The sequence below is a fragment of the Micromonospora sp. NPDC049801 genome, from assembly GCF_040656575.1.
Classification (GTDB): Bacteria; Actinomycetota; Actinomycetes; order Mycobacteriales; family Micromonosporaceae; genus Micromonospora.
The window spans coordinates 16,981-40,843 of the sequence record NZ_JBFAMS010000018.1 but is presented as its reverse complement, the minus strand read 5'-3'; the positions used below and the strand labels follow the sequence as shown (position 1 = coordinate 40,843).

The window sequence follows — 23,863 nt, the reverse complement described above, 5'->3', positions numbered from 1 at the left end:
AGATTACCGGTTTCCCCACGCGTCACGGGGGGAACCGCGGAGACAGGTCACGGTGGCGGCAAATGTGCGAGCTGAACGAGGCGTACGCCTTCTCGCCGGGTGACCAACCGACCACGGCCCGCTGGCAGCGGCCCGGGTCGTACCGGCCCGACGAGCGCGCCCTCCTCCGGACTGCCCGCCATCACCAGTCCGGCGGTGGAGAGTTCCCGCAGCCGCTGCACGATCGGCTCGTACTGGGCCCGACCCGCGCCGCCGGAACGGCGGGCCAGCACCAGGTGCAGGCCGACGTCGCGGGCGTGCGGCAGATGCTCCTCCAGCGCCCGCAACGGGTTCGCCGGCCCGGTCGCCACCAGGTCGTAGTCGTCGACCAGCACGAACAGTTCCGGCCCCGACCACCACGAGCGATCGCGCAACTGCTGCGGCGTGACCTCCGGCCCCGGCGCCCGCCGCTGCAGGTAACCGGCGGCCGACTCGACCAGGTCCGCGGTGTGCGCGGCCGCGGTGCCGTAGCCGATGAGGTGCGGTGTCTCGATCGCGCCGAGCAGGCTGCGCCGGTAGTCCACCAGGATGACCCGGGCCTCCTCCGGCGTGAACCGGGTGGTGATCGACGTGGCGAGCGCCCGCAGGAACGACGACTTGCCGCACTCGGCGTCCCCGAAGACCACGAAGTGCGGCTCGGCCGCGAAGTCGAGGTGCACCGGCCGTAGGTCGGCCTCGGCGACACCGATCGGCAGCCGCAGCCCGGTGGTGGCGGTGAGATCCAGATCGGCGTACGGCAGCACCGGCGGGAGGAGTCGGACCGGAGGCGCCACCGGTCCGGGCCAGCTGTCGGTGATCCGCTCGACCAGCTCGGCGGTGCCCCCACTCGGCCCCGCCAGTCGCGGGAGCGCGGTCAGGAAGTGCAGGCTCTGGGCCGTCACCCCCCGGCCGGGACGCTCCGGCACGTTCGCCGCGGCCCGCCGGGCGACCAGGGAGTCGGCCGGGTCGCCAAGGCGTAACTCCAGCCGGGAGCCGAACAGGTCCCGGATCGCCGGGCGGAAGTCCAGCCAGCGCAGGGCCGTGGCGACCACGTGCAGCCCGTACGACAGACCACGGGTCGCCAGGTCGGTGACCAGCGGTTCCAGGTCGTCGTACTCGCTGCGCAGCGTGCTCCATCCGTCCACCACTAGGAAGACGTCGCCGTACGGGTCGGCATCCGGCTGATCGGTCGTCGCCGTCGCGGCCCGACGTCGCCGGTACGTGGCCATCGACTCCACGCCCAACTCGGCGAAGCGGCGCTCCCGGTCGGCCAGGAGTGTGGTCAGCTCGCCGACGGTGCGTCGTACGGCGGTCGGGTCGGCGCGACCGGTCACCCCGCCCACGTGCGGCAGGTCGCGTAGCGCCGCGAGGCCGCCACCGCCGAAGTCGAGGCAGTAGACCTGCGCCTCGGCCGGGGTGTGGGTGAGCGCCAACGCGCAGATCAGCGTCCGCAGCGCCGTGGACTTGCCGCTCTGCGGAGCGCCGACCACCGCCACGTGCCCGGCCGCACCGTCCAGGGCCAGCCAGAGCAGGTCCCGGCGCTGCTCCAACGGCCGGTCCACGACGGCCACCGGCACGCCCAGCGCTCCGTGCAGCTCGGGGTTTGCCACGGTGAGCCCGCGGGCCGGGTCCACCTCGACCGTGCCGACCAACTCGTCCAGGGGCGGCGGATCACCGAGCGGCGCGAGCCACACCTGGTGCGCGGGCGGGCCCTGCCCGACGAGCCGGTCGACCAGCAGGTCGAGCAGGGTTTCCCGGCCGGGCTCGTCCTCGGCCACCATGGGCAGGGCCGGTGTCGTCGGCGCGGGCAGCGGTACGGCGTGGGTGGTGAACGTGAGCAGGCGGGCTTCGTCGTCGGCCGGGACGCCGGCCGTGGCGGCCCGGCGGCGCACGGCGCCCGAGACGTACGCGGCCTTGAACCGGGCCAACGGATCGGTACCGGCGCGCAGGTAGCCGTGGCCCGGCGAGCGGGGCAGCTCGTGGGCGTCCGGCACGCCGAGCACCGTGCGGGACTCCAGCGCGGAGAAGGTGCGCAACCCGATCCGGTACGACAGGTGCGTGTCCAACCCGCGCAACCGGCCCTCCTCCAGGCGCTGGCTGGCGAGCAGCAGGTGCACGCCGAGCGACCGACCCAGCCGACCGATCTGCACGAACAGGTCGATGAAGTCGGGCTTGGCGGAGAGCAGTTCGGAGAACTCGTCGCAGATCAGCAGCAGCGACGGCAGTGGGGCGAGCGGGCTGCCGGCGGCTCGCGCCCGCTCGTAGTCGCGCACGCTGGCGAAGTTGCCGGCCCGGCGCAGCAGCTCCTGCCGGCGGACCAGCTCGCCGTTGATCGCGTCGACCATCCGGTCCACCAGGGGCAGCGCGTCGGCCAGGTTGGTGATCACGGCGGCGGTGTGCGGCAGCCGGTCGAACGGCGCGAAGGTCGCCCCGCCCTTGAAGTCGACCAGGACGAAGTTGAGCTGCTCGGAGCTGTGCGTCGCGGCCAGCCCCAGCACGAGGGTGCGGAGCAGCTCGGACTTGCCCGACCCGGTGGCCCCGATGAGTAGACCGTGCGGACCCATCCCGTCCTGGGCGGACTCCTTGAGGTCCAGTTCGATGGCGCCACCGTCGACGCCCACCCCGATCGGCACCCGCAGCCGGTCCCGGGGCGCGCGCGGCGTCCAACCCTGCTCGGCGGTGAAGCTCTCCGGGTCGCCGAGGCCGAGCAGCTCCGGTAGGCCCAACTCGATCTCCAGTGGGGCGTCCGGGCCGCGGGCCGTGCCGGCCAGCCGCAGTGGCGCGAGCCGTCGGGCGACGGCCTCGGCGTCGGCGAGGTCGAGGTGGTCGGCGCTGCCCACCTCGGCGTGCCCCTCGACCGACCACGAGTGCAGCCGCCGGCCGCGCAGCTCGAGCAGCAGCGCGTACCGGTCGAGCAGGCGCGGCGGTGGCGTCTCCAGGTCGAGCACGGTGACCGCGTCGATGCCACCGTCGCCGGTCAGGTCGGTGGCGCCGGTCAGGTCACCGCCGTCGAGGACCACCACCACGTGCGGGCCGTCGGTGGCCGGACCGGCCGGGCTGAACCGGGAGCGGCTGGCCACCACGTCGGCGAGCAGCCGCTCCAGCTCCGCGCCCGACGAGGTCACCAGCCGGGCGGGTCCGAGCGCGTCCGTGCGTCCGGGGTGGTGCGCGTGTGGAAGCCACTTCACCCACTCCCAGGCGGCACGGCGTTCGGGGCCGGCGCAGACCGCGATCAGCAGCTCGTCGGGCGCGTGGAAGACGGCCAGCTGGATCAGCACGGCCCGGGTCAGGGCCTGCGCCGCCGGGTCGCCGGTGGGCGTGGGTGGCCCGCCGGTGGTCGGGCCGCTGCCGGCGGCGCTGCGCACGTGCACCCGGGCGAAGCTGCGCAGGGACAGCGCCACCGGCAGCTCCGGCACCACCGAGTACGCGTCCAGGAAGCGGCGCAGCGCGCCGGCCGTCATCGGCTCCAGCTCCTCGAGCGGCCGGGTGACCGGCGGCACCAGCGGGGTGGCCAGCGTCTGCGGCCCGACGGCGACGCGAACCACGGCGAAGTCCGGGTCGCCGGGGCGGCGTTCCCAGACCCGGCGGCTGTCCACGGTCGACCACAGTCGGCCCGGGTCGGGGTGGCGGTAGTACAGACCCGCGCGCTGCTGTCCGGCGGTCTGCCGGACCCGACGGCGCAGCGTCGCCAGGTGGCGCAGGTACTCGCGGCGAGCCGCCATCATCTCGGACTTCTTCGGGGTGCCCGAGGCGCTGCCCCAGGTGGTCACCAGCATCGCGAGCGAGGAGAGCCCGAACATGCCGCCCACGACGTACGAGTACGCCCCGCCGCCCCGCCCGAACATCATCGCCATCGCCACCGTGCCGCCGAGCATGGGCAGCACCATCAACGCCTGCTGCCACCGGCCGCCGGCCACCGCCGGAATCTCCGGCGGCGCGTCGACGGGCAGCTCGCCGACGGGGATCTCCGGCGCTGGCCGACGCGGTGGGCGCTTGATGACGACGGTGGACACTCGGCCTCCTGACTGCGCTGGGTAACCCGAGCCTGGCTCATGGTAGGTAAAGTCCTGTCGTCCCCGCAGCCTCCGATGCCGTTCGATATGGAGACCGGTCGATGACAACCGGACTGGCCCGCGTCACCATCAGCGCCCCCCAGCGGCGGGTGGACGTCGCCCTGCCGGAGCAGGTCCCCCTGGCCGAGCTGCTGCCCGACGTGCTCCGGCACGCCGGCGAGGGACTGGCCGACGACGGGGAACGGCACGGCGGCTGGGTGCTGCGCCGCACCGACGGGGCGCTGCTGGCGACCGCGCAGGCGCTGCTGCCGCAGGGCGTCCGCGACGGCGAGGTGCTGCACCTGGTGCCGGCCCGCGCCCACTGGCCCGAGCTGGAGTACGACGACGTCGTGGAGGCGATCGCCGACGGCGCCCGGCGACGTGGCGGAGCCTGGTCACCCGCCGCCACCCGGGTCGCCGGTCTGGCCGGCGCCGCCGTACCGCTCGCCGTCGGGCTGCTCGCCCTGCTCGCCAGCGGCCCGACGTCGAGCAGCGGCTGGGTCGCGGCGGCGGCGGTGGCGCTGCTGCTCACCGTGGCCGGTACGGTCGCCAGCCGTGCCAACGGCGACGGCGCGGCCGGCGCGACGCTCGGCGGGTACGCGCTTCCGTACGCCTTCGTAGCCGGTGCCCTCGCGGTCGGCTCGGGTGACCCGGTCGGCCCGCTCGTGCCGGTGCGCTGGGTCGGCGCGGCCGAACTGCTGGCCGGCTCGGTGGCGCTGCTGCTCGTGGCGCTGGTCGGGCTGCTCGGGGTGGCGAGCCGACAGCGGATCTTCGTGGCCGGCGTCACGGTCGGCCTGCTCGGTGCCGGCGCGGCGCTCGGCGCGCTGCCGCTGACCCCCGCCGGCACGGCGGCGGTGCTGCTCAGCGCACTGGTCTTCGCCATCGGGGCGATCCCGCTGCTGGCCATCCGGCTCGGCAAGCTGCCACTGCCGCCGATCACCCTGCCGGCCACCCCGTCCGCCGCCGAGCCGGAGCGGCCCGGGGACCTACCGGACCGGGGTCGGGTGCAGGCGGCGGTCACCCGCACCGAGGAGATGCTCACCGGGATGCTGCTCGGGCACGCGGTGCTGGCGGTCGGGGCCGCTGTCGTACTCGGGGTGGCTGGTGGGACGGCCGGCCCGGCGCTGGTGGCGGTGGTCTCGGCCGTGCTGCTGCTGCGCTCGCGGCTGTTCGTGGCGCTGCGGCACCGGGTGCCGACGGTGCTCGCCGGGCTCGTCGGCTACGCGGTGCTGGGCGCGGTGCTGGTCGACCGGGCCGACGACACCGGCCGCCTGGCGCTGGTCCTCGGCGGGGCGGCGCTGGGCCTGGTGACCGTGGCCGCCGGCACCGGGTACGCCCGGCGACCGGTCTCGCCGTACCTCGGGCGGGTCGCGGACCTCACCGACACGGCCCTGGTGGTCGCCGTGGTGCCGGTCGCCTGCGCGGTGCTCGACCTGTACGACAAGGCCCGGGGACTGCTCGGGTGAGCAGCTCCCGGGCCCGGCCGGTCGTCGTACGTCAGTGGGTGGACTCGCCGCGCGCCTCGGCGTCGCGCGCCCGCTGGTAGGAGGCGCGGATCTCGGCCTCGGCCTCGGTGCGGCCGACCCAGGTCGCGCCCTCGACCGACTTGCCGGGCTCCAGGTCCTTGTACACCTCGAAGAAGTGCTGGATCTCCAGGCGGTCGAACTCGCCCAGGTGGTGGATGTCGCGCAGGTGCTCCTGACGAGGGTCCTCGTAGGGGACGCAGAGGACCTTGTCGTCGCCGCCCTTCTCGTCGGTCATCCGGAACATGCCGATGGTCCGGCAGCGGATGAGGCAGCCCGGGAAGGTCGGCTCGGGGACCAGCACGAGCGCGTCCAGCGGGTCGCCGTCCTCGCCCAGCGTGTCCTCGATGAAGCCGTAGTCGGCCGGGTACTGGGTGGACGTGAACAGGGTGCGGTCCAGCCGGATCCGGCCGGTCTTGTGGTCCACCTCGTACTTGTTGCGGTGACCTTTCGGGATCTCAACCGTCACGTCGAAATCCATCTGCACGCTCCCTCGTCTGCCCACGCTGGCTAACGGAACCACTGGCGGCCCTCCGGACAGGTGAATGCCCACCCGCCGACTCCGGCCGCCGCATAGTCTTCGGACCGAAGTAGTGTCACCCAAGCCGATTTTCGTTGGGGGAGGAGGGGGTCGTGGGGAGGGAAGATTCACACTACCGTCCGGACGAGGGCGTCAGAGGCGGTACCGGACGATCCGGCTCCGGTGGCGCGACCGGAAGGGTCCCGGTGCCGGACGCGCACTTCCCCCGAGTCCCCGAGGAGTCGGTTCCCGAGCGGCCACCGCCGCTGCCGTGGCGTCCGTCCGGCTCGGCCCCGGCGGGACCGAACAACGGTCGCTTCCCGGTCCTCGGCCCGGACCGCCCCGCGAGCGGCGCGCACCCCCCGGGTCGCGCGTCGGTCCGACCCGCCCCGAGCGGCCCCACCTGGGGCGGCCCGATGCCCGGCGAGCGGCCGGCCGGCGGCGATCCGTACGGCGTACCGCCGCTGGGTCCGCCGATCTCCGCGCTGCCCTCGACGGCCGACGTCGAACCGCCGGTGACGCCGCCGACCACGCCGCGCCGTCGCGGGCGACTGGTGACCGTGCTGGCCGTCGTGGTGCTGCTGGTGCTGGCCGGTGTGGGTGTCGTGGTGACCCGTCCCGGCCCGGTCGCGGGCTGGCTGGGCGACGACGGGGCGTCCGCGCCGACCGCCGCCGGCGCCAGCGCCGAACCGGACCCGTCGGACGTGTTGAACGGACCCGACCCGAACGCGCCGCTGCCCAGCGCCGACGCGGTACGGGCCGTGCTCGACCCGTTGGTCGACGTACCCGCCCTGGGTGACCGGGTGAACGTCTCGGTGGCCGACGTGACCACCGGTCAGACGCTGTACGGCAAGGGCGCGGACGACGGCACGGTGCCCGCCTCCGTCACCAAACTGGCGACGGCGGTGACCGTGCTGGCCGCCCGCGGCCCCGGATTCCGCATCCCGACCCGGGCGGTGGCCGGCACCAAGCCGGGCGAGGTGGTGATCGTCGGCGGCGGTGACCCCACGCTCGCGGTGAACAAGAAGGGCTACTACCCCGGCGCGGCACGCCTGGACGACCTGGCCGCGCAGGTACGTACCGCCCTCGGCGGCACCGCCCCGACCAGCGTCACCGTCGACGGCACGGTCTACTCCGGCCCGCTGTACGGCCCCGGCTGGGACGACGACATCCCGACCGGCGGGTACGGCGGCGCGGTGACCGCGCTGATGACCGACGGGGCACGCAAGGACCCGGGCGCCGAGCCCGGCGGCGCCGAGCGGGTCCCCGAGCCCGACCTGGCCGCCGGCCGGTCGTTCGCCCGGCTGCTCGGTGTACCGACCAGCGCCGTCAAGCGGGGTACGGCCCCGGCTCTGGCGACCGCCGCCGGTGGCACCCCGCCGGCCGGTACGGAGCTGGGTGTGGTGCAGTCCCCACCGCTGATCCGGTTGGTCGACATCATGATCAGCGAGAGTGACAACCTGCTGGCCGAGGCGCTGGCCCGCCAGGTGGCCCTGGCACGAAACCAGAAGGCGTCCTTCGACGGCGGCGCTGCCGCGATGGACGCCGAGGTGGCGGAGCTGGGCCTGCCCGCCGAGGAGATCACCCTCTCCGACGGCAGTGGGCTGTCGCGTCGCAACCGGATCAGCCCGTCGCTGCTCACCGACCTGATCCGACTGGCCGCGAGTCCGGATCATCCGGAACTGGCCGGCGTCTTCGGAGGCCTGCCGGTGGGCGGCTGGTCCGGCACGCTGGGCGAGCGCTACCGGGGTGCCCCGGGGACCGCCGCCGGCGCCGGTGCCGTACGCGCGAAGACCGGCACCCTGACCGGGGTGCACGCCATCGCGGGCCTGGTCACCACGGCCGACGGCCGACTGCTCACCTTCGCGGTGCTCACCGACAAGGTGCCCGGCGGGACGGACACCGCCCAACCGGCGCTGGACCGCATCGCCTCCGCACTGGCCGGCTGCGGCTGCCGCTGACCGTCCGCACGGGCGGGCTCCGGCTGCCGCTGACCAGCTCCGGGGCCCGGCCCGGGTCGGCACGCGGGGCCGCGACCGGCGTCGATCGCCGACGCGAGCCCGGCCCGGGGTGTCGCGACGCGGGTACGGTGGGTTCATGGCGCAGTTCGTGGACTGGGATCTGGCCGCCGCCACCGCGGGGGCGTTGAGCAAGTCGGGCCCCCGGGTGTCGTACACCGAGGCCACCGACGTGGTCGGCGACCTGCGTCGGCTGACCGACGAGGCCGCCGGGCACGTGGCCGACTACACCGGCCTGCGGGCGCAGGTGGCGCACCCGCCGGTGCGGGTGGTCGACCGGCGGGACTGGGCGGCCACCAACATCGCCGGGCTGCGTGAGGTGATCACCCCACTGGTCAGCCGGCTGTCCGGCGACAAGCAGCCCGGCGCGCTCACCGAGGCGATCGGGTCGCGGCTGACCGGGGTGCAGGCCGGCACCGTCCTGGCCTACCTGTCCGGCCGGGTCCTCGGCCAGTACGAGGTCTTCTCCGCCGACCCGGGGCAGTTGCTTCTGGTGGCGCCGAACATCGTCGAGGTGGAGCGCAAGCTCGAAGCCGACTCCCGGGACTTCCGGCTGTGGGTCTGCCTGCACGAGGTCACCCACCGCACCCAGTTCACCGCCGTGCCCTGGATGCGGGCCTACTTCCTCGGCGAGGTCCAGGCGTTCGTGGACGCGTCGTCCAGCGGCGGCGAACATCTCGTCGAGCGGCTGCGGCGCGGTGTCGCGACGCTGTCCGAGGCGGTCCGCGACCCGGAGAGCCGGACGAGCGTGCTGGACATCGTGCAGACCCCGGCGCAGCGGGCCGTCCTCGACCGCCTCACCGCGCTGATGACCCTGTTGGAGGGGCACGCCGAGTTCGTGATGGATGGCGTCGGCCCGCAGGTGATCCCGAGCGTGGAGCGGATCCGGGCCTCGTTCAACCGTCGCCGCGAGGCGGGCAACCCGTTGGAGAAGGCGATCCGTCGGCTGCTCGGGGTGGACGTCAAGATGCGCCAGTACGCCGAGGGTCGCAAGTTCGTGCACGGCGTGGTCGAGCGCGTCGGCATGGACGGCTTCAACCAGATCTTCAACTCACCGCTCACCCTGCCCCGGCTGTCGGAGCTGGGCGACCCGGACGCCTGGGTGGCACGCGTGCACGGCCCGGCCGGCACCGTTCCGTCCGCCGGCTGACCGTCCGCCGGTGGCCGCGCTCGCCCCACCGGTGGCCGCGATCCGGGTGGCGGTCCGTCGCGCGCTGACCCACCTGCCGTCCGGCGGGCCGGTGCTGGTCGCCTGCTCCGGTGGGGCCGACTCGCTGGCCCTGGCGGCGGCGGCCGTGTTCGTGGCGCCCCGGCTGGGTCTTCCCGCCGGCCTGGTGACCGTGGACCACGGACTGCAGGACGGTTCGGCACGGCGCGCGGAGGCGGTGGCCGCCTGGGCCCGAGAGGCCGGGTTCGCGCCGGTCGTGGCGGTGCGGGTGGACGTGGCCGGCCGTCCGGGCGGGCCGGAGGCGGCGGCCCGCCAGGCCCGCTACGAGGCGTTGGCCGAGGCCGCGCGGCAGCACGAGGCGGTCGCGGTGCTCACCGGCCACACGCGCGACGACCAAGCGGAGACGGTGCTGCTCGCACTCGCCCGGGGGGCCGGGCCGCGTGGGCTGGCCGGGATGCCCGATCGGCGGGAGCTGGCCGGGGTTCCGCTGCTGCGTCCGCTGCTCGAGATCGGCCGGGAGCAGACCCGCGCCGCCTGTGCCGTCCTCGGGCTCAGCCCCTGGCAGGACCCGCACAACACCGACCCCTCGTACGCCCGCTCCCGGGTGCGGGCCGACGTGCTGCCGGCGTTGGTACGGGCGCTCGGGCCGGGTGTGGTGGCCAACCTGGCGCGCACCGCCCGGCTGGTGGCGGCGGACAACACCGCCCTCGACGAGATCGCGGCGAGGGCGCTGGTGACATCCCGGCATCCCGCCGGTGGGCTCGCGGTGCCGGAGCTGGCCGGCCTCACCGCCGCCGTACGCGGTCGGGTGCTGCACGCCTGGGCCCTCGAGTTGGGCGCGGTCGGGGGCGCCCTGTCGCACCGGCACGTCGGGGCGCTGGACGCCCTGGTCACCGACTGGCACGGTCAGGGTCCGACCGACCTGCCCGGGGGTGTTCGCGTACTTCGTCGGGGCGACCGACTGGCGGTCCTCAGCTCGGGCTGAGGGCCGCCGCGCCGTCGCTCCGGTCCCGGAAGGTCGTCCGGTAGCTGTGCGGGGTGGCGCCGACCCGGCGGCTGAAGTGGTGGCGCAGCGCGGCGGCGTCACCGAAACCGGCCTGGTCGGCGACGGCCTCCACGCTCAGCGGCGTCTCCTCGAGCAGTCGTCGGGCGAGTAGCACCCGCTGGTTGGTGAGCCAGTCGTGCGGGGTGGTGCCGGTCTCGGCCCGGAACCGCCGGGCGAACGTCCGGGGGGCCATGCCGGCGCGGGCGGCCAGCTCCTCCACCGTGATCGTCCGGTCCAGGTGCCCCATCAGCCACTCCAGCACCGGTTCCAGGGTGGGCGCCTCGGGGGCCTTCGGGATGGGCGCCTCGACGTACTGCGACTGGCCGCCGTCGCGGTGCGGCGGGACCACCATCCGCCGGGCCAGCCGGGTTGCGGTGGCCGAGCCGTGCACCTGGCGGACGAGGTGCAGGCAGGCGTCGATACCGGCCGCGGTGCCGGCGCTGGTGAGCAGCCGACCGTCCTGGACGTACAGGGAGTTGCACCGCACCCGGGCGCGGGGATGCCGGCGTTGCAGCTCGTCCACGTACCGCCAGTGGGTGGTGCACTCCCGGTCGTCGAGCAGTCCGGCCTCGCCGAGCAGGAAGGCCCCGGAGCAGACGCTGATGAGGTGGGCCCCGCGCGCGTCGGCGCGGCGCAACGCGTCGAGCACACAGTCGGGTACGACGGTGCCCTGACCGTGTGCCGGAACGGCCACCAGGTCGGCCTCCTCGAGCGGGGCCAGGTCGGCGTTCGGCGTGAGGTGAAAGCCCGCCGAGGTGCGTACGGCAACGCCGTCGGGACTGCACACGTCGAAGCGGTACGCGGGGAAGCCGTCGGCCGTCCGGTCGGTGCCGAAGACCTCCGCGAGCACCCCGAGCTCGAAGGGAGCGACCTGGTCCAGGGCGAGGACGGCGACGGATCGGAGCATGTGACGAGGGTAACCCGAGAGATGGCAGTAAATCGATGCCCAATGGCATCTCTGCCACTGTCCGGGCGGCGCGCGTCGGCGCAGACTGGTCTCAGTCCGGTGCGCACCGGCGGCGAAACCGACAGCAATCATGCGAAAGTGAGCGCCGCCATGGAGTTCCTGTTCTTCCTCCTGTTCCTCGTCCTGCTCGTCGCCGCCTCGGCGGCGAACCTCACCGTGGACAGCCACGACTCGGCCGACTGGAAGCCCAGCGAGGACGGCCGCCGCTGGCGGTCCCGTACCAGCTGATGCCTTTTAGCACCCTTCGCGGTAAAAATCCTGGGCGGGACCGTGCCGAAAGGTGCGGCCCCGCCGACGGAGGCCATCCGACGTACGGCAGGCTAGGAGTCATGGCTGACGGCTCCTGGTACGACGCCGACATCGACCACGTGATCATCTCCGAGGCGCAGATCCGCGAGAAGACAGCGGAACTGGCCAAGCAGGTCTCCGCCGACTACGCCCACGTGGGCGACGGACTGCTGCTGGTCTGCGTGCTCAAGGGCGCGGTGATGTTCATGGCGGACTTCGCCCGGGCGCTGGGCCGAAGCGGCCCCCCGGCCGAACTCGACTTCATGGCCATCTCCTCCTACGGCCAGGGCACGACCTCCTCCGGGGTGGTCCGCATCCTCAAGGACCTCGACCGCGACATCGCCGGCCGGCACGTCGTGGTCGTCGAGGACATCGTCGACTCCGGGCTGACGCTCTCCTGGCTGCTGCGCTACCTGGAGTCGCGCTCGGCGGCGAGCGTCGAGGTGGTCGCGCTCTTCCGTAAGCCGGACGCGGTCAAGGTGCCGGTGCCGGTGAAGTACGTCGGCTTCGACATCCCCACCGAGTTCGTGGTCGGCTACGGCCTCGACTTCGGCGAGCGCTACCGGGAACTGCCCTACGTCGGGGTGCTCAAGCCCGAGGTCTACGCCCGCTCCTGAACCCGGTCGCCGGCCCGCCGCCGACCCGGGTGAAGGCGATTCGTATCGGCGTTCATCAAGCAGACGTTCAGCGGGCTCTCAGCTCTTGCGGTTACGGTGGACCCCGGTGGCGTGGAGGTAACTCCGCGTCCGGCCCCTCGACCGCGTGACCGAACGTTCGGGTGGCCGGGCCGGACTCCCCGCCACGCCGGTTACCACCCGGACCCGATTCGATGGTGCACGACCGCGGGGCTCACCAGCTCGCTCCTCGCGTACACCGCTGTGATTGTGTACGACTGCGGGGCTCGCAAGCTCACTCCTCGCGTACACGGTGTACCGTCGAATGACCGCGGCGCGGCAGTTTCGGTGCCTCGGGGTCGAGCCGGCCCGCACGGCGGCTCCGGCCGCCGCTCACCGCGGCGACACCATCAGACGGTCAGGACGTCGATCAGGAGGATGCGGGCGCTCCGGCGCTCGACAACAGTATGGAACGTACGCGTTTCTTCCGCCGACCGGTGGTCTGGATCATCCTGGTCATCCTCGGCGCCGTTGTGCTCAGTCAGCTGTTCACCGCTGGTCCCAGCTACCACCGCGTGGACACTTCCGTTGCGCTCGACCAGCTCCACACCGCACAGATCAACAAGGTCATCTTTCAGGACAAGGAGCAGACGCTCCAGCTCGACCTGAAGAACAAGACCAAGTTCGGTGAGACCACCACTGACCGGATCGAAGCCCAGTTCCCGTACCAGGTGGGCGACGAGGTCTGGAACGAGGTGCTCGCGGCCAAGGCGGCCAACCGGGTGACCGGCCCGGCCGACGCCAAGGTCTCCTCGGACAGCATCTGGGTGAGCCTGCTGGTCAACCTGCTGCCGATCGCGCTGCTCGTGCTCCTGCTGCTGTTCTTCATGTCGCAGATGCAGGGCGGCGGCTCCCGGGTGCTCAACTTCGGCAAGTCCAAGGCGAAGATGATCACCAAGGACACCCCCAAGACGACCTTCGCGGACGTCGCGGGTGCCGAGGAGGCCGTCGAAGAGCTGTACGAGATCAAGGACTTCCTGCAGAACCCGGCCAAGTACCAGGCCCTGGGCGCCAAGATCCCGAAGGGCGTGCTGCTGTTCGGCCCGCCCGGAACGGGTAAGACGCTGCTGGCCCGCGCGGTCGCCGGCGAGGCCGGGGTGCCCTTCTACTCGATCTCCGGCTCCGACTTCGTGGAGATGTTCGTCGGCGTCGGCGCCAGCCGGGTCCGTGACCTGTTCGAGCAGGCCAAGACGAACGCCCCGGCGATCGTCTTCGTCGACGAGATCGACGCCGTCGGCCGGCACCGTGGCGCCGGCATGGGCGGCGGCCACGACGAGCGGGAGCAGACGCTCAACCAACTGCTCGTCGAGATGGACGGCTTCGACACCAAGGGCGGGGTCATCCTGATCGCGGCCACCAACCGGCCGGACATCCTCGACCCGGCGCTGCTACGCCCGGGCCGGTTCGACCGGCAGATCCCGGTGGACGCCCCCGACATGGAGGGCCGTAAGGCAATCCTGCGGGTGCACGCCAAGGGCAAGCCGTTCACGCCGGACGTCGACCTCGACGCGGTGGCCCGGCGTACCCCCGGCTTCAGCGGCGCCGACCTGGCCAATGTGATCAACGAGTCGGCCCTGCTCACCGCTCGCAAGGAGCAGCGCGCGATCTCCAACGACTCACTCGAAGAGTCGATCGACCGGGTCGTCGCCGGTCCGCAGCGGCGGACCCGGGTGATGAGCGACCAGGAAAAGAAGATCACCGCGTACCACGAGGGTGGCCACGCGCTGGTCGCCTGGGCGCTGCCGCACGCCGCGCCGGTGCACAAGGTGACGATCCTGTCCCGTGGCCGCTCGCTGGGCCACACCCTGGTGCTGCCGACCGAGGACAAGTACACCCAGACCCGCGCCGAAATGATCGACACCCTGGCGTACGCGCTGGGCGGCCGGGCCGCCGAGGAACTGGTCTTCCACGAGCCGACCACCGGTGCCGGCAACGACATCGAGAAGGCCACCCAGCTGGCCCGCGCGATGATCACCCAGTACGGCATGAGCTCCAAGCTCGGCGCGATCAAGTACGGCACCAGCGGGGACGAGCCGTTCCTCGGCCGCAACATGGGCCACGAGCGGGACTACTCGGACTCGGTGGCCGCCGAGATCGACGGCGAGATGCGGGCCCTGATCGAGCTCGCGCACGACGAGGCGTGGGAGATCCTGGTCGAGTACCGGGACGTCCTGGACAACATCGTGCTCGAGCTGATGGAGAAGGAGACCCTCTCCACGGCCGACATGGCGCGGATCTGCTCCCGGGTGGTCAAGCGCCCGCCGCTCGCCCCGTACAACGGGTTCGGCAAGCGCCAGCCGTCCACCGAGCCGCCCGTGCTCACCCCCGCGGAGAAGGACAAGCTCAAGGCGCAGGCCGAGGCCGACGGCGCGCAGGCGTCCGTCGGCGGCGGATCGCCGTCCAGCAACAACTCGGACGGTACGCACTGAGCAACGACCCGACGGCCAGCTCCCCCCACGGGGAGCTGGCCGTTTCCGCGACCGAACCCGACGGGGACGACGAGCTGGACTACGTCGCCGCCCGGTTGATCAGCGGCAAGCTGACCGGTCGTCCCGTCGAGGACGCGGTCGACCTCGGCCGGATCGAGAGAGCCGTCCGCGAGATCCTGATCGCGGTCGGCGAGGACCCGGACCGGGACGGCCTCCAACAGACCCCGGCCCGGGTCGCCCGCGCGTACGCCGAACTCTTCGCTGGCCTGCGCGTCGACCCGGCGCAGGTGCTCAGCACCACCTTCGAGGCCAACCACGAAGAGCTGGTGATCGTCCGCGACATCGACGTGATGAGCCTCTGCGAGCACCACCTGCTGCCGTTCCGGGGTAGCGCGCACATCGGCTACATCCCCGGCCCGGACGGGCGGATCACCGGCCTGTCCAAGCTGGCCCGCCTCGTCGAGGTGTTCGCCCGCCGACCCCAGGTGCAGGAGCGGCTCACCTCGCAGGTGGCCGACCTGCTGATGAGCAGGCTCGCCCCGCGCGGCGTCGTCGTCGTGCTGGAATGCGAGCACATGTGCATGGCGATGCGCGGCATCCAGAAGTCCGGCGCCAAGACCATCACGTCGGCGGTGCGCGGCATCCTGCAGACGGACTCGAAGTCGCGGGCCGAGGCGATGGCCCTGATCCTCCCCCGCTGACCCGCCCGCGCGACCGCCGGCTGGGTAGCCGGTGGGTCAGCCGGCCAGCAGAGCCAGCAGCAGGCCGGTCGTGACCAGGACCGCCGGCACCAGGCAGACCAGCACGCCGAAGCGCACCGTGCGGTCCACCTGGTCGTCGGGGGCGGTACGGAACACCCGGCCGACACACACCCAGCCGACGACGAAGGCGGCCGCCGGCATCGGCAGCCCGCCGACCAGGGCCAGCACGCTGGCCGGGCCCGACCCGGTCGTCGCGTACACGATGATCTGGATCAGCGGCGCCAGCAGCGCCAGCGGCCCGTACACCAGGAGGTTTCGGGCCCGCGCGGGCCAGGAGGTCGGTCGGAGGCCGCGGCGCGCGGCCAACGCCGCGTCCGCCGCCTCGGCCCGACCCCGTGCGGTCCGCAGCGCCGCCAGGACGGCGGCCGGGCCGCCGGCCATCGACCGGGCGGCCTCCGTCAGCTCCGGTGGCGACGGCACCAGCGAGATCGCCGGTACGCCCCGCTCCCGCAACCGCTCCTGCTGGGTCGCCAACCCGGCGCGCACCACCGTCAGCTCCTCCCGGGCGGCTTCCGCCGAGCGGGCCTGCTCACCGGCGGCGGTCGCCGCGCCGCGCCGGACCGCATCGAGCTGACGGGCCGCCGCCAGGTACTCGGCCCAGGCGTCGACAGGCGCCGTGCCAGCGTCCGGACCGGCGGTCCGCTGCGGACCCGGACCGGTCGCCGTCGCCCTCACCTCGGCACCCTCCCTACGCATCGCCGGCTCAACCCGCATCGCCCGCGCGCCCCGTCTCGTCCGGTAGCCCTGCCTCGTCTGGTCGCCCCGTCTCGTCCGGTCTCCTCGTTTCGTCCGGTCTCCTCGTCTCCTCCGCGAACGGCACCAGGATCGTGCCCCGCTCGTCGGGACCATCCCACAGCGCCGCCCGGTCCGGACGCGCCCGCCACTGGACCGGCCTGCCGAACACGGCGGCGAGCTGCGCGGCCGGCACGTCCAGCGCCACGACGGCGGCCAGTTTGTCGACCTCGCCGTCCGGCTCCAGCAGCGCGGCGAACGGCGGCACCGCCCGCCACCAACCCAGCAGGTGCCGGCCCGCCGGTGGCCCGTCCCGCAGCAGCGCCCGCAACCGATCCGCCGGCAGATCCCGGGGACCGGGCCGATCCAACCCGAAGACCACCAGGTACGTCGGCAGCTCGTCGTCGGCGTCCGCCAACAGCGTTGGCAGGTCCACCAGTCGGGCCGGATGACGGGCGGCCAGCTCGGCCGTCAACGCCTCCGCCAGCGGGCGAGCCCCCTGGTCAGGTGCGGCCACCACGAACCGGGCGGTGCCCGCCGCATGGTGGCTCGCGGTGCTCCGGGCCGCCGTCGCCAGCAGGCCACCCGCCGCCGCGCCCGAGCCCAGCACCGCGAGGTTACGTCCAGGAGCAGGCCCCATCGGTACGGCGACCGTCGTGCGGGCCACGTCCACCGCACGGCCCAGCAAGGCCGCCGGGCCACCTGCCTGCCCCGCCAGGGCCGCCCGGTGACGCGGATCGTTGCCCAGCAGCGGACGGGCGTACCCGGCGAACACCACGGGCGGCACCGCCTCCGACGGTCGGGCCGCCCACAGCTCGTGTCGCAGCCGTTCGACCACCGCCGGATCGTCGAGCGGATCGGGGTGGCGGATCAACCGCTCGTGACCACGGATCGCGCCACGTGGGCCGCCCAACCCTCCGGCGGTGTTCACCACCGCGCTGCCCACCGGCAGACCGGCGGCCGAATCGTTTGTCGGCTCCAACACCGGGCCGCCACCCGGCAACGCCACCCGTACCGGAAACTGCCCGAGCGCCGAATCCCGGTGCCCGGCGTCCGAGCGGGCACTCAACCCCAGCTCACCCGCGCCGGCCAGCACCAGGTGCACGCCGTACGCCCGACCGGACCGGGCCAACGCGTCCACCTGCGCGGCCAGCTCGGTGGCCAGCCGATCCCGCTCGGCGAAGAGCAACGGCACATTGTCCACCACACAGACGATGCGAGGCAGCGGGCGGTGCTGGCGCAGCTCCGCGAAGCGCTGCCCGCCGGCCCGCTCCGCCGCCTCCGCGCGGCGCCGCACCTCGGCCGTCAGCTGGTCGAACAGGTCCCGGACGTACTCCCGGTCGGCAGCCATGGCCGCCGCCCGCACGTGCGGAACCCAGGAGCGGTCCCGCTCGGTCTGCAGAAACTCCACGAACGACTCGCCGTCGCCCAGGTCGGCCAGGTAGAGCGTCAGATCGTCCGGACCGTACCGGGCGACCAGCCCCAGCAGGGCGGTGGTCAGGAACGCGGCACGACCCGCGTCGGACCGGCCACTCACCAACCAGTGCGGCGTCAGCTCCGTGAAGCCCAGCGGCACCGGCCGACCGCCCGCGTCACCCACCATCGTGGTGAGGCTGTCCGAGGCATCCGCCGTCCACCGGCTGTCACCCGTCTCCGGCAACAGATCCGCCAACGCCAACCGGGAGCCCGCCTCCACCTGGGCGGCGAGCCGCCGACAGACCGCGTCGACGAGATCCGCCGGTGGGTCCGTCTCCACGAAGACCGGTGAGTTCATCCCACCCGGCGCCTCGGCCCCGGGGCTGGCGAACGATGCGCCCGGCGGGTCGCCGAGCAGCGCGTACGCGTTGCGCAACACCAGCGAGGTGGCCCGGGGCAACGGATCCCGGGACGCGTACGGGCCGGGCGGCGGCCACCCCGCCACCACCAGGTGCAGCCCCGCCGCCGGCCCCTGCTCGGCCAGCGTCTCGATCCGCGCCAGATCGGTCGGGCCGGTCAACTCCGGGAGCGCGGCGACCACCAGCAGCAGCGTACGGTCGTGACGACGCCGTCCGCTCGCCCCCGGCGTCACCCACTGCTCCGCCTCCGTCAACACCGCGCGCAGACCCGCCACGTCCACCGCCGGCGGGGGTAGCAGCCCGGCGTCGGCCAGCGCGCCGAACGGCGTCAGCACGGCACCCGTGGCGTCCACCGCGCGTACCAACAGCGCGCCCGCGGGCGCGGCACCCAGCAGCCGCAGCACCACGGCCCGCAGCAGGCCCGCCACCCGAGGCTCCCGCCCGTCGGCATCCACGCTCAGATGGCCCGTACCGACCAGCGGCACCAGAGCGGGGAACCGGGCGTCGTCCAGGGGCGCCGCCGTGCCGACCCGTACGAACGGTGGTGGGCCGTCACCCGCCGGAGAGCCCACGTCGAGTGAGTCCAGAGCGGCTCCCGACCAGCCCGGGGCCAACCGCGCGGCAACCAGCTGAAGCCGCTCGGCCAACTCGTACTGGCGGCGCTGATCAGCAGGGGCCGGGCGCACCTCGTCGAGGATCCCGGCGGCGGCGGTGACGACAGCGGCAGCCCGGCGGTGCAGCGCCGCGGCGCGGTTCGTGCGTGCCTTCGGACCGGCCACCGTGTCCACCCCCTCACCCGAGGTCGGCAACCCCTCCCCGAGCAGTGACGGTATCCCAGCCAGAGCCCCACCTCCGGGAGGTACCGCGGCGGTGCGCCGGTGTTGTCGCGGATGTCACCGGTGGGGAGTGGTCCGTCACGATCCGCTGGATCTGAGGCATTGGCTCCGCGCCGTCCAGCCGTTAACGTCAGGAGGTGGAATCAGTGCAGCCCCCCGCCGGTTCCCAGGTCTCCCGCGTACCGGCCCAGCGGACTCCGTCCGAACAGCTGCCGCCGGCCCCGCCAACGCCGGCACCACAGCCGCGACGTCGCCGGCTGCGCACCGTGCTCATCGTTGTCGGTGGTGTGCTCGCGCTGCTCCTGCTCGGCGGGGTGGCGACAGGTTTCGTGCTCTACAACCGCGCCGCCGCCCCGGACCGCAGCGCCCCCGACGTGGTCGTCGTCAACTATCTGCAGGCAGCGCTTGTGTCTCGCGACCCCAACAGAGCCAAGCTATTTACTTGTGATGGGTCGGTCCCGGCTCTGGATCAGTTCAATGCGCAAGCAGTCCGACGTGAGCAAGAACTACGCGTTTCATTCTCGATCAACATCGAAGGTGTTAGCGTCGCGAAGATTAATTCGAATAATGCCTCGGTCACCGCTGTAATCCGCCGTAGTGCATCGATCGATGGGATTCAACAGAGTCTGGCTGATACCTGGCGGTTCGATGTTCAGGACAGAGACGGTTGGCGTGTATGTACTGGCGCGAGGGTCGGTTAGGTGTCACTCGATCCACAGCAGATGGACGGGTACCTCGAGCGTGGTGGGTGACTGGCCACGCCAGGCCCAGCGGTACCACTCCACCTCGGGCGTGATCCGCACGCAGATGTCGCCCTCGGCCCCCGAGTAGGTTTCGGTCACCGCCCGCATGTCCCGGTGTTCGCGTCCGTCCTCGACGTGCACCACCCGGCGTCCGGTGACCGCGTCCGCTTCGAACACGGGGGTGGGAGCGCGGTGGGAGGGGCCGTCGAGCGAGACCAAGCGGATGCCGGTGTCCCGTACGCCCTCCGTTGCGGGCCGTTCACCGACCGTCTCCACCCACACCCGCTCCACCGGCACCAGCGGCGCGAACACCTCGACCTGGTCGGCCTCGGCCCGGTACCACTCGTGTTCGGGGATGACCGGCACGTAGGTTCGGGCGCCCTGCACGACCCGGTCGTCCGCGCGCAGGTCTCCACGCCAGCCCAGCCCGGGCAGACCCACGAGCACCCGCTGCCCGCGCAGCTCCACGCGCCCGGTGGCGGGCACGATGGTCAGGGGGCGGGGTGGCCGGGGCGCCCAGTCGGGTTGGTCGGCGAACGGGTCCGGCAGCGGTCCGGTCATGCCAGTGACCGCCTCACTCCGCGGCGCGCAGCGGAGCGCCCCGCTGGCGCATGAAGGGGATCGGGTCGGTCGCGCCCCGACTGGACCGGTCGCTGCGCAGGTGCACCTCGAAGTGCAGGTGCGGTCCGGACGAATTGCCGCTGCTGCCGACCTGTCCGATCACCTCGCCGGCGGGGACGATCTGGTCCGGCGAGACGCGGGGCTGGACCACCATGTGGCAGTAACGGGTGATGTAACCACCGGCGTGCAGGATGTCGACGAACCAACCACAGCCACCCTTGCCCGGATAACCGTCCACGTCGCAAGTCCGGCGCCCCTTGTTGTCCGGGTCGCAGCGGGCAACGAGCACTCGGCCGGTGGCCGCGGCACGGATCTCGGTGCCCTTCGCCGCTCCGATGTCGACACCGTTGTGGCTGGGTCGATCGGCGGTCCGGAAACCGGAGCCGACGTCGCCGGAGATCGGTGCCGTCCAGCCGGAGGCGGCGATCTCGCCGCGCTCGGCCGCGTCGCACACCGCCTTGCCGTTGATCTGAACGGTGCGGGCTGCACCACCGGCGAGTGCGTCCACGATCTTGCCGGCCAGCTCCTCGTGCTTGGCATACGCGTCCGGATAGGCGCTGACCTGGACCTGCTGTGCCACGACGGTCAGCGGTCGACGTTGCCAGCTGCGCACCTTGACGAGTTTCTCGTAGAACTTCCGGGCGGTGTACGCGGGTGTCATCCGCTCGGCGATCGAGCCCCAACCCGGACGCTGCTGAAAGAGGCCCAACGAGTCGTGGTCGGCACCGACGCCCTCGTGTGGCAGGGACAGCGACTCGGGCACGCCACTGTTGGCCAGGTTGCGCAGGGCGGACTCCTGCATCGCCGTGGCGAGGGCGATCACCCAACCACGCGAGGGAACCCCCATGTCCTGACCGACCTTGATAATGATCGCCGCGTTGCGGACCTGCGCGTCACCGTACTCGCTGAACCGGGGTAGCTCGCCGGTGATGTCGACGGGACGCACCGGCCCGCAGCCCCAGCCGGCCAGGGCGTCCCCATTCTCCTCGTCGCCGCCGAGACCACTGAGGAAGAATGCCGCCGTCCCCCCGGTGCAGCAGAGCAGGAGCAGTACGCCGGTGAGTACCGAGGCGATCACGCCGGCCCGGACCGGCCGACGAAGAGCGCGGCCTGCTCGGCCGGCGGTCACTGTCGCTCCCAGTCGATGACGTCGACCAGCCAACTCTTGTCCGCCATCACCAGCTCCAAACGGAGACGGCCGGTGTTGAGCGGTAGCAGCACCTCGACGAAGGTCTCGGTGCGTGACCGCACCGTCGGCGGGCCGGTCACCTCCTCGGCCGGCACCCCGCCGGGCTCGGCGCCGGCCAGCTTCTCGGTGAGCGCCGGCGTCGACATCGGCCGTAGCCCGGCCTGCCACTGGTCGGCTGTCATGCCGGGCCTGCCGATCCAGGCCGAGGCGAACCGGTCCGCGATCTGCTCGGGCGAACGAGCACCGGGTGGAGTGACCGGCGATGGAGGTGCCTCGGTGGCGATCAGACCATCGTCACCAGCCGTCGGGTCGACCGTGGTGATCGGCCGGTTCGGCCGGTTGCTCAACCCGTCCGTCGGGTCGGTCGGACCGGACACCAGGCGCGCCGCTCCGATCACCCCGAAGATGAGGACCGCGATCAGCGCGGCCATCCCCAGCCGGGATCGCAGTGCCCGGGTGAAGAGAAACTCCAGCGCCCGTCGCATCGCTGTCACCGAGCCTCGGAACGCACCCGCGGTCCGGTGCGATCCGGCGCACGTTCGGTGGAGCCCGGCCGATAGACCACGAACGACGGGTTCTCGGCCGGAACGTCGGGTTCGGTCCACGTCGCCGGTTGCCGGCGACGAGGCTGCGGCGGCACGGGACGGTCTCGACCGCCGGTCTCCCCGATCGGTGCCTCGTCGGCGCGTTCGTGACCATCGGGCCGAACGTCGTCGGTGCGTCGGCTGCCGGCCGGGGTGGGCGTCGGCGTCGGGCCCGCGTCTTCCCGGCGGGCCTCCGGGCGCAGCCGGGTCTGCTCGGCGTCTGGTGACCGGCGGCGCCCGCCCACCGGTTCCACCGTGCCGCCGGGCTCCACGACATCGAGTCGCGCCGCGACCCGTATGTCACGGAAGAAGCGGCGGTGCCAGGAGCCGGCCGAACTGACCGCCTCGCTGCTGTCCTTACCGCCAAGCTGGGTGATCCGCCGGTACGGCCGTAGCAGTAGCCAACCGACCACTCCGCACAACCACACCAGGACCACCTGGAGCCATCCGGGAAGGGTGGGCGTACTCATGATCAAATCGACCGCGAACAGGTAGATGGCGGCCCCGGTGCCGAAGATGGCGATGTTGAAGATCGCGGCGACGACGGCGTTCGCCAGCCGTCGCAGACCGGCGCTGGCCGGTCGGAGCAGCCCCACGGTGCCCAGGATGGGCGCCGCGATCACCGCCCACCTGAAGATGAGGAACCCCAGCAGGACCAAAAGCGACGCCGTCAGGTCGAACATGGCGAACAGCACCGAGGCCAGCACCGCGATGAACCCCGCCCCGACCCGGTCCATGTCCCGGACGCCCTGGAGGTATTCGTACGCCTCCGGGTCCTCGGTCTGGATCTGCTGGGCCACCCGCGCCCACTGCTGCTGCTTCGCCTTGATCGTCGCCTCCCGGGTGGCCGGGTTGGCGCGCATTGACTGGGCTTCGCCCCATGTCAGGGATCGCGCGTCGTACAGCGCCGGTCCGTACTTGCGAGCCGTCTCGCTGTCGGCCGACCCGAGGACACCTCGGACCCAGTTTCGGTAGAGCATCGTCTCGGTAGCGGTGTCGCTCGCGCGAACGGCCGGCGTGCGCAGGTCTTTACAGCGGTCTGGATCAATGCATCGCCCTGGGTCGGGCTCTTTTGCTTGCGGGCCTACCGCGTCGTGGACCACACCGAGGCTGGTGATCAGCGTGCCGTCCGCGATGTTCGCCGACTTCACCGGCCAGGCGGCCAGCGCGGTAACGGCGACCATCACGAGGAGAGCCCAACCCGCGGTGGTCATCGCGTTGCTCATGTCCGACTGGCGGGAGCGCCAGAGTAGGTAGAGGCCCACCACGCACAGCGTGACGATCCCGAAGACGCTGAACACCTTCTCGTAGACGGACTTCGTCGCCTTCTCGACCAGCGGGTCCGCCCAGCCCCACATGGAACGGGGATCCCAGGCACGCTCGCGCAACGCGTTCGATGCGCCGATGACCGCCGTGGCGACCATGAACTCCCCGTTGGCGATCGTCGTCGTGAACTTGTAATCCGGATGCAGGACGCTCGATGCGCAGCCACCGTCGATGTCGTAAGTGTTGTAGCTGTAACCCGCGTATCCATAGAGGCTGTAGCGACCGGCTATGCCGTTCGCCGCCTCAGCCGGTGGTGCTGCGGCGAACCAGCCGGCGAGGCCGGAGTCGGGTGTGCCCGGGGTTGGCGCGTTGCGGCACTTGACCTCGTCCTCGCTGACCGCCTGGAGCTTCCCCACGCAGGCCCGGAAGTCGGCCTGCCACTCGGCGGTGGTGCAGAGTTCGGCTCGGGCCTGGGTGACGGGTGGGGCGGCTGCGGCCGCTTCCGAGCCGAGCAGCGGCCAACTGAGGGTGGCCCCTGCCAGGACGCCGAGCGCGAGCAGGAACGACGTGATCCGAACCCGGGCCCCAGCCATG

18 protein-coding genes are annotated in these 23,863 nt (G+C 72.7%); 9 read left to right on the top strand and 9 right to left on the bottom strand.

Features of this window, described 5'->3' with window-relative positions; all coding sequences use genetic code 11:
• Positions 1-47: 47 nt before the first annotated feature.
• Entirely contained in the window at positions 48-4,031 is a 3,984-nt protein-coding gene (eccCa, locus tag AB0I89_RS27795) for a type VII secretion protein EccCa (RefSeq protein ID WP_357132805.1), read from the bottom strand.
• A 101-nt stretch (positions 4,032-4,132) separates the two neighbouring features.
• Between eccCa and eccD the strand changes: the two genes are divergently transcribed.
• Complete coding sequence (eccD, locus tag AB0I89_RS27790) at positions 4,133-5,536, top strand: type VII secretion integral membrane protein EccD (protein WP_357132803.1); 1,404 nt, start codon at positions 4,133-4,135, stop codon at positions 5,534-5,536.
• Positions 5,537-5,567: 31 nt separating this feature from the next.
• On the opposite strand, the gene AB0I89_RS27785 is transcribed toward eccD, so the two are convergent.
• Positions 5,568-6,074 (bottom strand): inorganic diphosphatase, encoded by a 507-nt coding sequence (locus AB0I89_RS27785; protein ID WP_355052506.1) that lies wholly within the window; start codon positions 6,072-6,074, stop codon positions 5,568-5,570.
• A 455-nt stretch (positions 6,075-6,529) separates the two neighbouring features.
• On the opposite strand from AB0I89_RS27785, the gene dacB reads away from it, so the two are divergent.
• The 3 genes from dacB to tilS all read left to right on the top strand — a co-directional run bounded on the left by dacB (position 6,530) and on the right by tilS (position 10,284).
• On the top strand, positions 6,530-8,074 hold the full coding sequence (gene dacB, locus AB0I89_RS27780) for a D-alanyl-D-alanine carboxypeptidase/D-alanyl-D-alanine-endopeptidase (RefSeq protein ID WP_357132967.1): 1,545 nt from the start codon (positions 6,530-6,532) through the stop codon (positions 8,072-8,074).
• Positions 8,075-8,210: 136 nt separating this feature from the next.
• A complete protein-coding gene (locus AB0I89_RS27775; protein WP_357132801.1) occupies positions 8,211-9,281 on the top strand; it encodes a zinc-dependent metalloprotease in 1,071 nt (356 codons plus the stop codon).
• Between the two features lie 10 nt (positions 9,282-9,291).
• Complete coding sequence (gene tilS / locus AB0I89_RS27770) at positions 9,292-10,284, top strand: tRNA lysidine(34) synthetase TilS (RefSeq protein WP_357132799.1); 993 nt, start codon at positions 9,292-9,294, stop codon at positions 10,282-10,284.
• On the opposite strand, the gene AB0I89_RS27765 is transcribed toward tilS, so the two are convergent.
• Complete coding sequence (locus AB0I89_RS27765; protein WP_357132797.1) at positions 10,271-11,251, bottom strand: helix-turn-helix domain-containing protein; 981 nt, start codon at positions 11,249-11,251, stop codon at positions 10,271-10,273. The genes tilS and AB0I89_RS27765 overlap by 14 nt on opposite strands.
• Before the next feature lie 138 nt (positions 11,252-11,389).
• Here AB0I89_RS27765 and AB0I89_RS27760 point away from each other — a divergent pair, with 138 nt between their 5' ends.
• The 4 genes from AB0I89_RS27760 (at position 11,390) to folE (ending at position 15,403) form a co-directional block, all read left to right on the top strand.
• The gene (locus AB0I89_RS27760; protein ID WP_355052605.1) at positions 11,390-11,539 is read left to right on the top strand and encodes a hypothetical protein; all 150 of its coding nucleotides are present in this window, start codon (positions 11,390-11,392) and stop codon (positions 11,537-11,539) included.
• Between the two features lie 101 nt (positions 11,540-11,640).
• Positions 11,641-12,216, top strand: coding sequence for a hypoxanthine phosphoribosyltransferase (gene hpt / locus AB0I89_RS27755; protein ID WP_357132795.1), 576 nt, complete (start codon positions 11,641-11,643; stop codon positions 12,214-12,216).
• 464 nt (positions 12,217-12,680) lie between these two features.
• Positions 12,681-14,702 carry an ATP-dependent zinc metalloprotease FtsH gene (gene ftsH, locus AB0I89_RS27750; RefSeq protein WP_357132793.1) on the top strand — a complete coding sequence of 674 codons (2,022 nt, stop codon included), beginning with the start codon at positions 12,681-12,683 and terminating at the stop codon, positions 14,700-14,702.
• Between the two features lie 35 nt (positions 14,703-14,737).
• Positions 14,738-15,403 carry a GTP cyclohydrolase I FolE gene (gene folE, locus AB0I89_RS27745; RefSeq protein ID WP_357132965.1) on the top strand — a complete coding sequence of 222 codons (666 nt, stop codon included), beginning with the start codon at positions 14,738-14,740 and terminating at the stop codon, positions 15,401-15,403.
• A 36-nt stretch (positions 15,404-15,439) separates the two neighbouring features.
• Here the strand turns inward: folE and AB0I89_RS27740 are convergent, their stop codons facing one another.
• Together AB0I89_RS27740 and AB0I89_RS27735 are read right to left on the bottom strand one after the other, a co-directional pair.
• On the bottom strand, positions 15,440-16,138 hold the full coding sequence (locus tag AB0I89_RS27740) for a hypothetical protein (RefSeq protein WP_357132791.1): 699 nt from the start codon (positions 16,136-16,138) through the stop codon (positions 15,440-15,442).
• A gap of 28 nt (positions 16,139-16,166) precedes the next feature.
• Complete coding sequence (locus tag AB0I89_RS27735; RefSeq protein ID WP_357132789.1) at positions 16,167-18,818, bottom strand: FtsK/SpoIIIE domain-containing protein; 2,652 nt, start codon at positions 18,816-18,818, stop codon at positions 16,167-16,169.
• A gap of 314 nt (positions 18,819-19,132) precedes the next feature.
• On the opposite strand from AB0I89_RS27735, the gene AB0I89_RS27730 reads away from it, so the two are divergent.
• On the top strand, positions 19,133-19,567 hold the full coding sequence (locus AB0I89_RS27730) for a hypothetical protein (RefSeq protein ID WP_357132787.1): 435 nt from the start codon (positions 19,133-19,135) through the stop codon (positions 19,565-19,567).
• Positions 19,568-19,570: 3 nt separating this feature from the next.
• Here the strand turns inward: AB0I89_RS27730 and AB0I89_RS27725 are convergent, their stop codons facing one another.
• The 4 genes from AB0I89_RS27725 to AB0I89_RS27710 are packed head-to-tail and all read right to left on the bottom strand — an operon-like array spanning position 19,571 to position 23,862.
• Complete coding sequence (locus tag AB0I89_RS27725) at positions 19,571-20,170, bottom strand: hypothetical protein (protein WP_357132785.1); 600 nt, start codon at positions 20,168-20,170, stop codon at positions 19,571-19,573.
• A gap of 13 nt (positions 20,171-20,183) precedes the next feature.
• Positions 20,184-21,359: a M23 family metallopeptidase gene (locus tag AB0I89_RS27720; protein ID WP_357132783.1), complete on the bottom strand. Its 1,176-nt coding sequence runs from the start codon at positions 21,357-21,359 to the stop codon at positions 20,184-20,186.
• A complete protein-coding gene (locus AB0I89_RS27715) occupies positions 21,356-21,913 on the bottom strand; it encodes a hypothetical protein (protein WP_357132781.1) in 558 nt (185 codons plus the stop codon). Before AB0I89_RS27715 ends, AB0I89_RS27720 begins: the two co-directional genes overlap by 4 nt.
• The gene (locus AB0I89_RS27710; protein ID WP_357132779.1) at positions 21,910-23,862 is read right to left on the bottom strand and encodes an MFS transporter; all 1,953 of its coding nucleotides are present in this window, start codon (positions 23,860-23,862) and stop codon (positions 21,910-21,912) included. Before AB0I89_RS27710 ends, AB0I89_RS27715 begins: the two co-directional genes overlap by 4 nt.
• Position 23,863: the final 1 nt, after the last annotated feature.

What these genes read in the sequence shown, in the direction of transcription:
- eccD (WP_357132803.1), top strand. Translation starts at nt 4,133, where the DNA reads ATGACAACCGGACTGGCCCGCGTCACCATCAGCGCCCCCCAGCGGCGG.
- AB0I89_RS27785 (WP_355052506.1), bottom strand. Translation starts at nt 6,074, where the DNA reads ATGGATTTCGACGTGACGGTTGAGATCCCGAAAGGTCACCGCAACAAG.
- dacB (WP_357132967.1), top strand. Translation starts at nt 6,530, where the DNA reads ATGCCCGGCGAGCGGCCGGCCGGCGGCGATCCGTACGGCGTACCGCCG.
- AB0I89_RS27775 (WP_357132801.1), top strand. Translation starts at nt 8,211, where the DNA reads ATGGCGCAGTTCGTGGACTGGGATCTGGCCGCCGCCACCGCGGGGGCG.
- AB0I89_RS27765 (WP_357132797.1), bottom strand. Translation starts at nt 11,251, where the DNA reads ATGCTCCGATCCGTCGCCGTCCTCGCCCTGGACCAGGTCGCTCCCTTC.
- hpt (WP_357132795.1), top strand. Translation starts at nt 11,641, where the DNA reads ATGGCTGACGGCTCCTGGTACGACGCCGACATCGACCACGTGATCATC.
- ftsH (WP_357132793.1), top strand. Translation starts at nt 12,681, where the DNA reads ATGGAACGTACGCGTTTCTTCCGCCGACCGGTGGTCTGGATCATCCTG.
- AB0I89_RS27725 (WP_357132785.1), bottom strand. Translation starts at nt 20,170, where the DNA reads ATGACCGGACCGCTGCCGGACCCGTTCGCCGACCAACCCGACTGGGCG.
- AB0I89_RS27710 (WP_357132779.1), bottom strand. Translation starts at nt 23,862, where the DNA reads ATGGCTGGGGCCCGGGTTCGGATCACGTCGTTCCTGCTCGCGCTCGGC.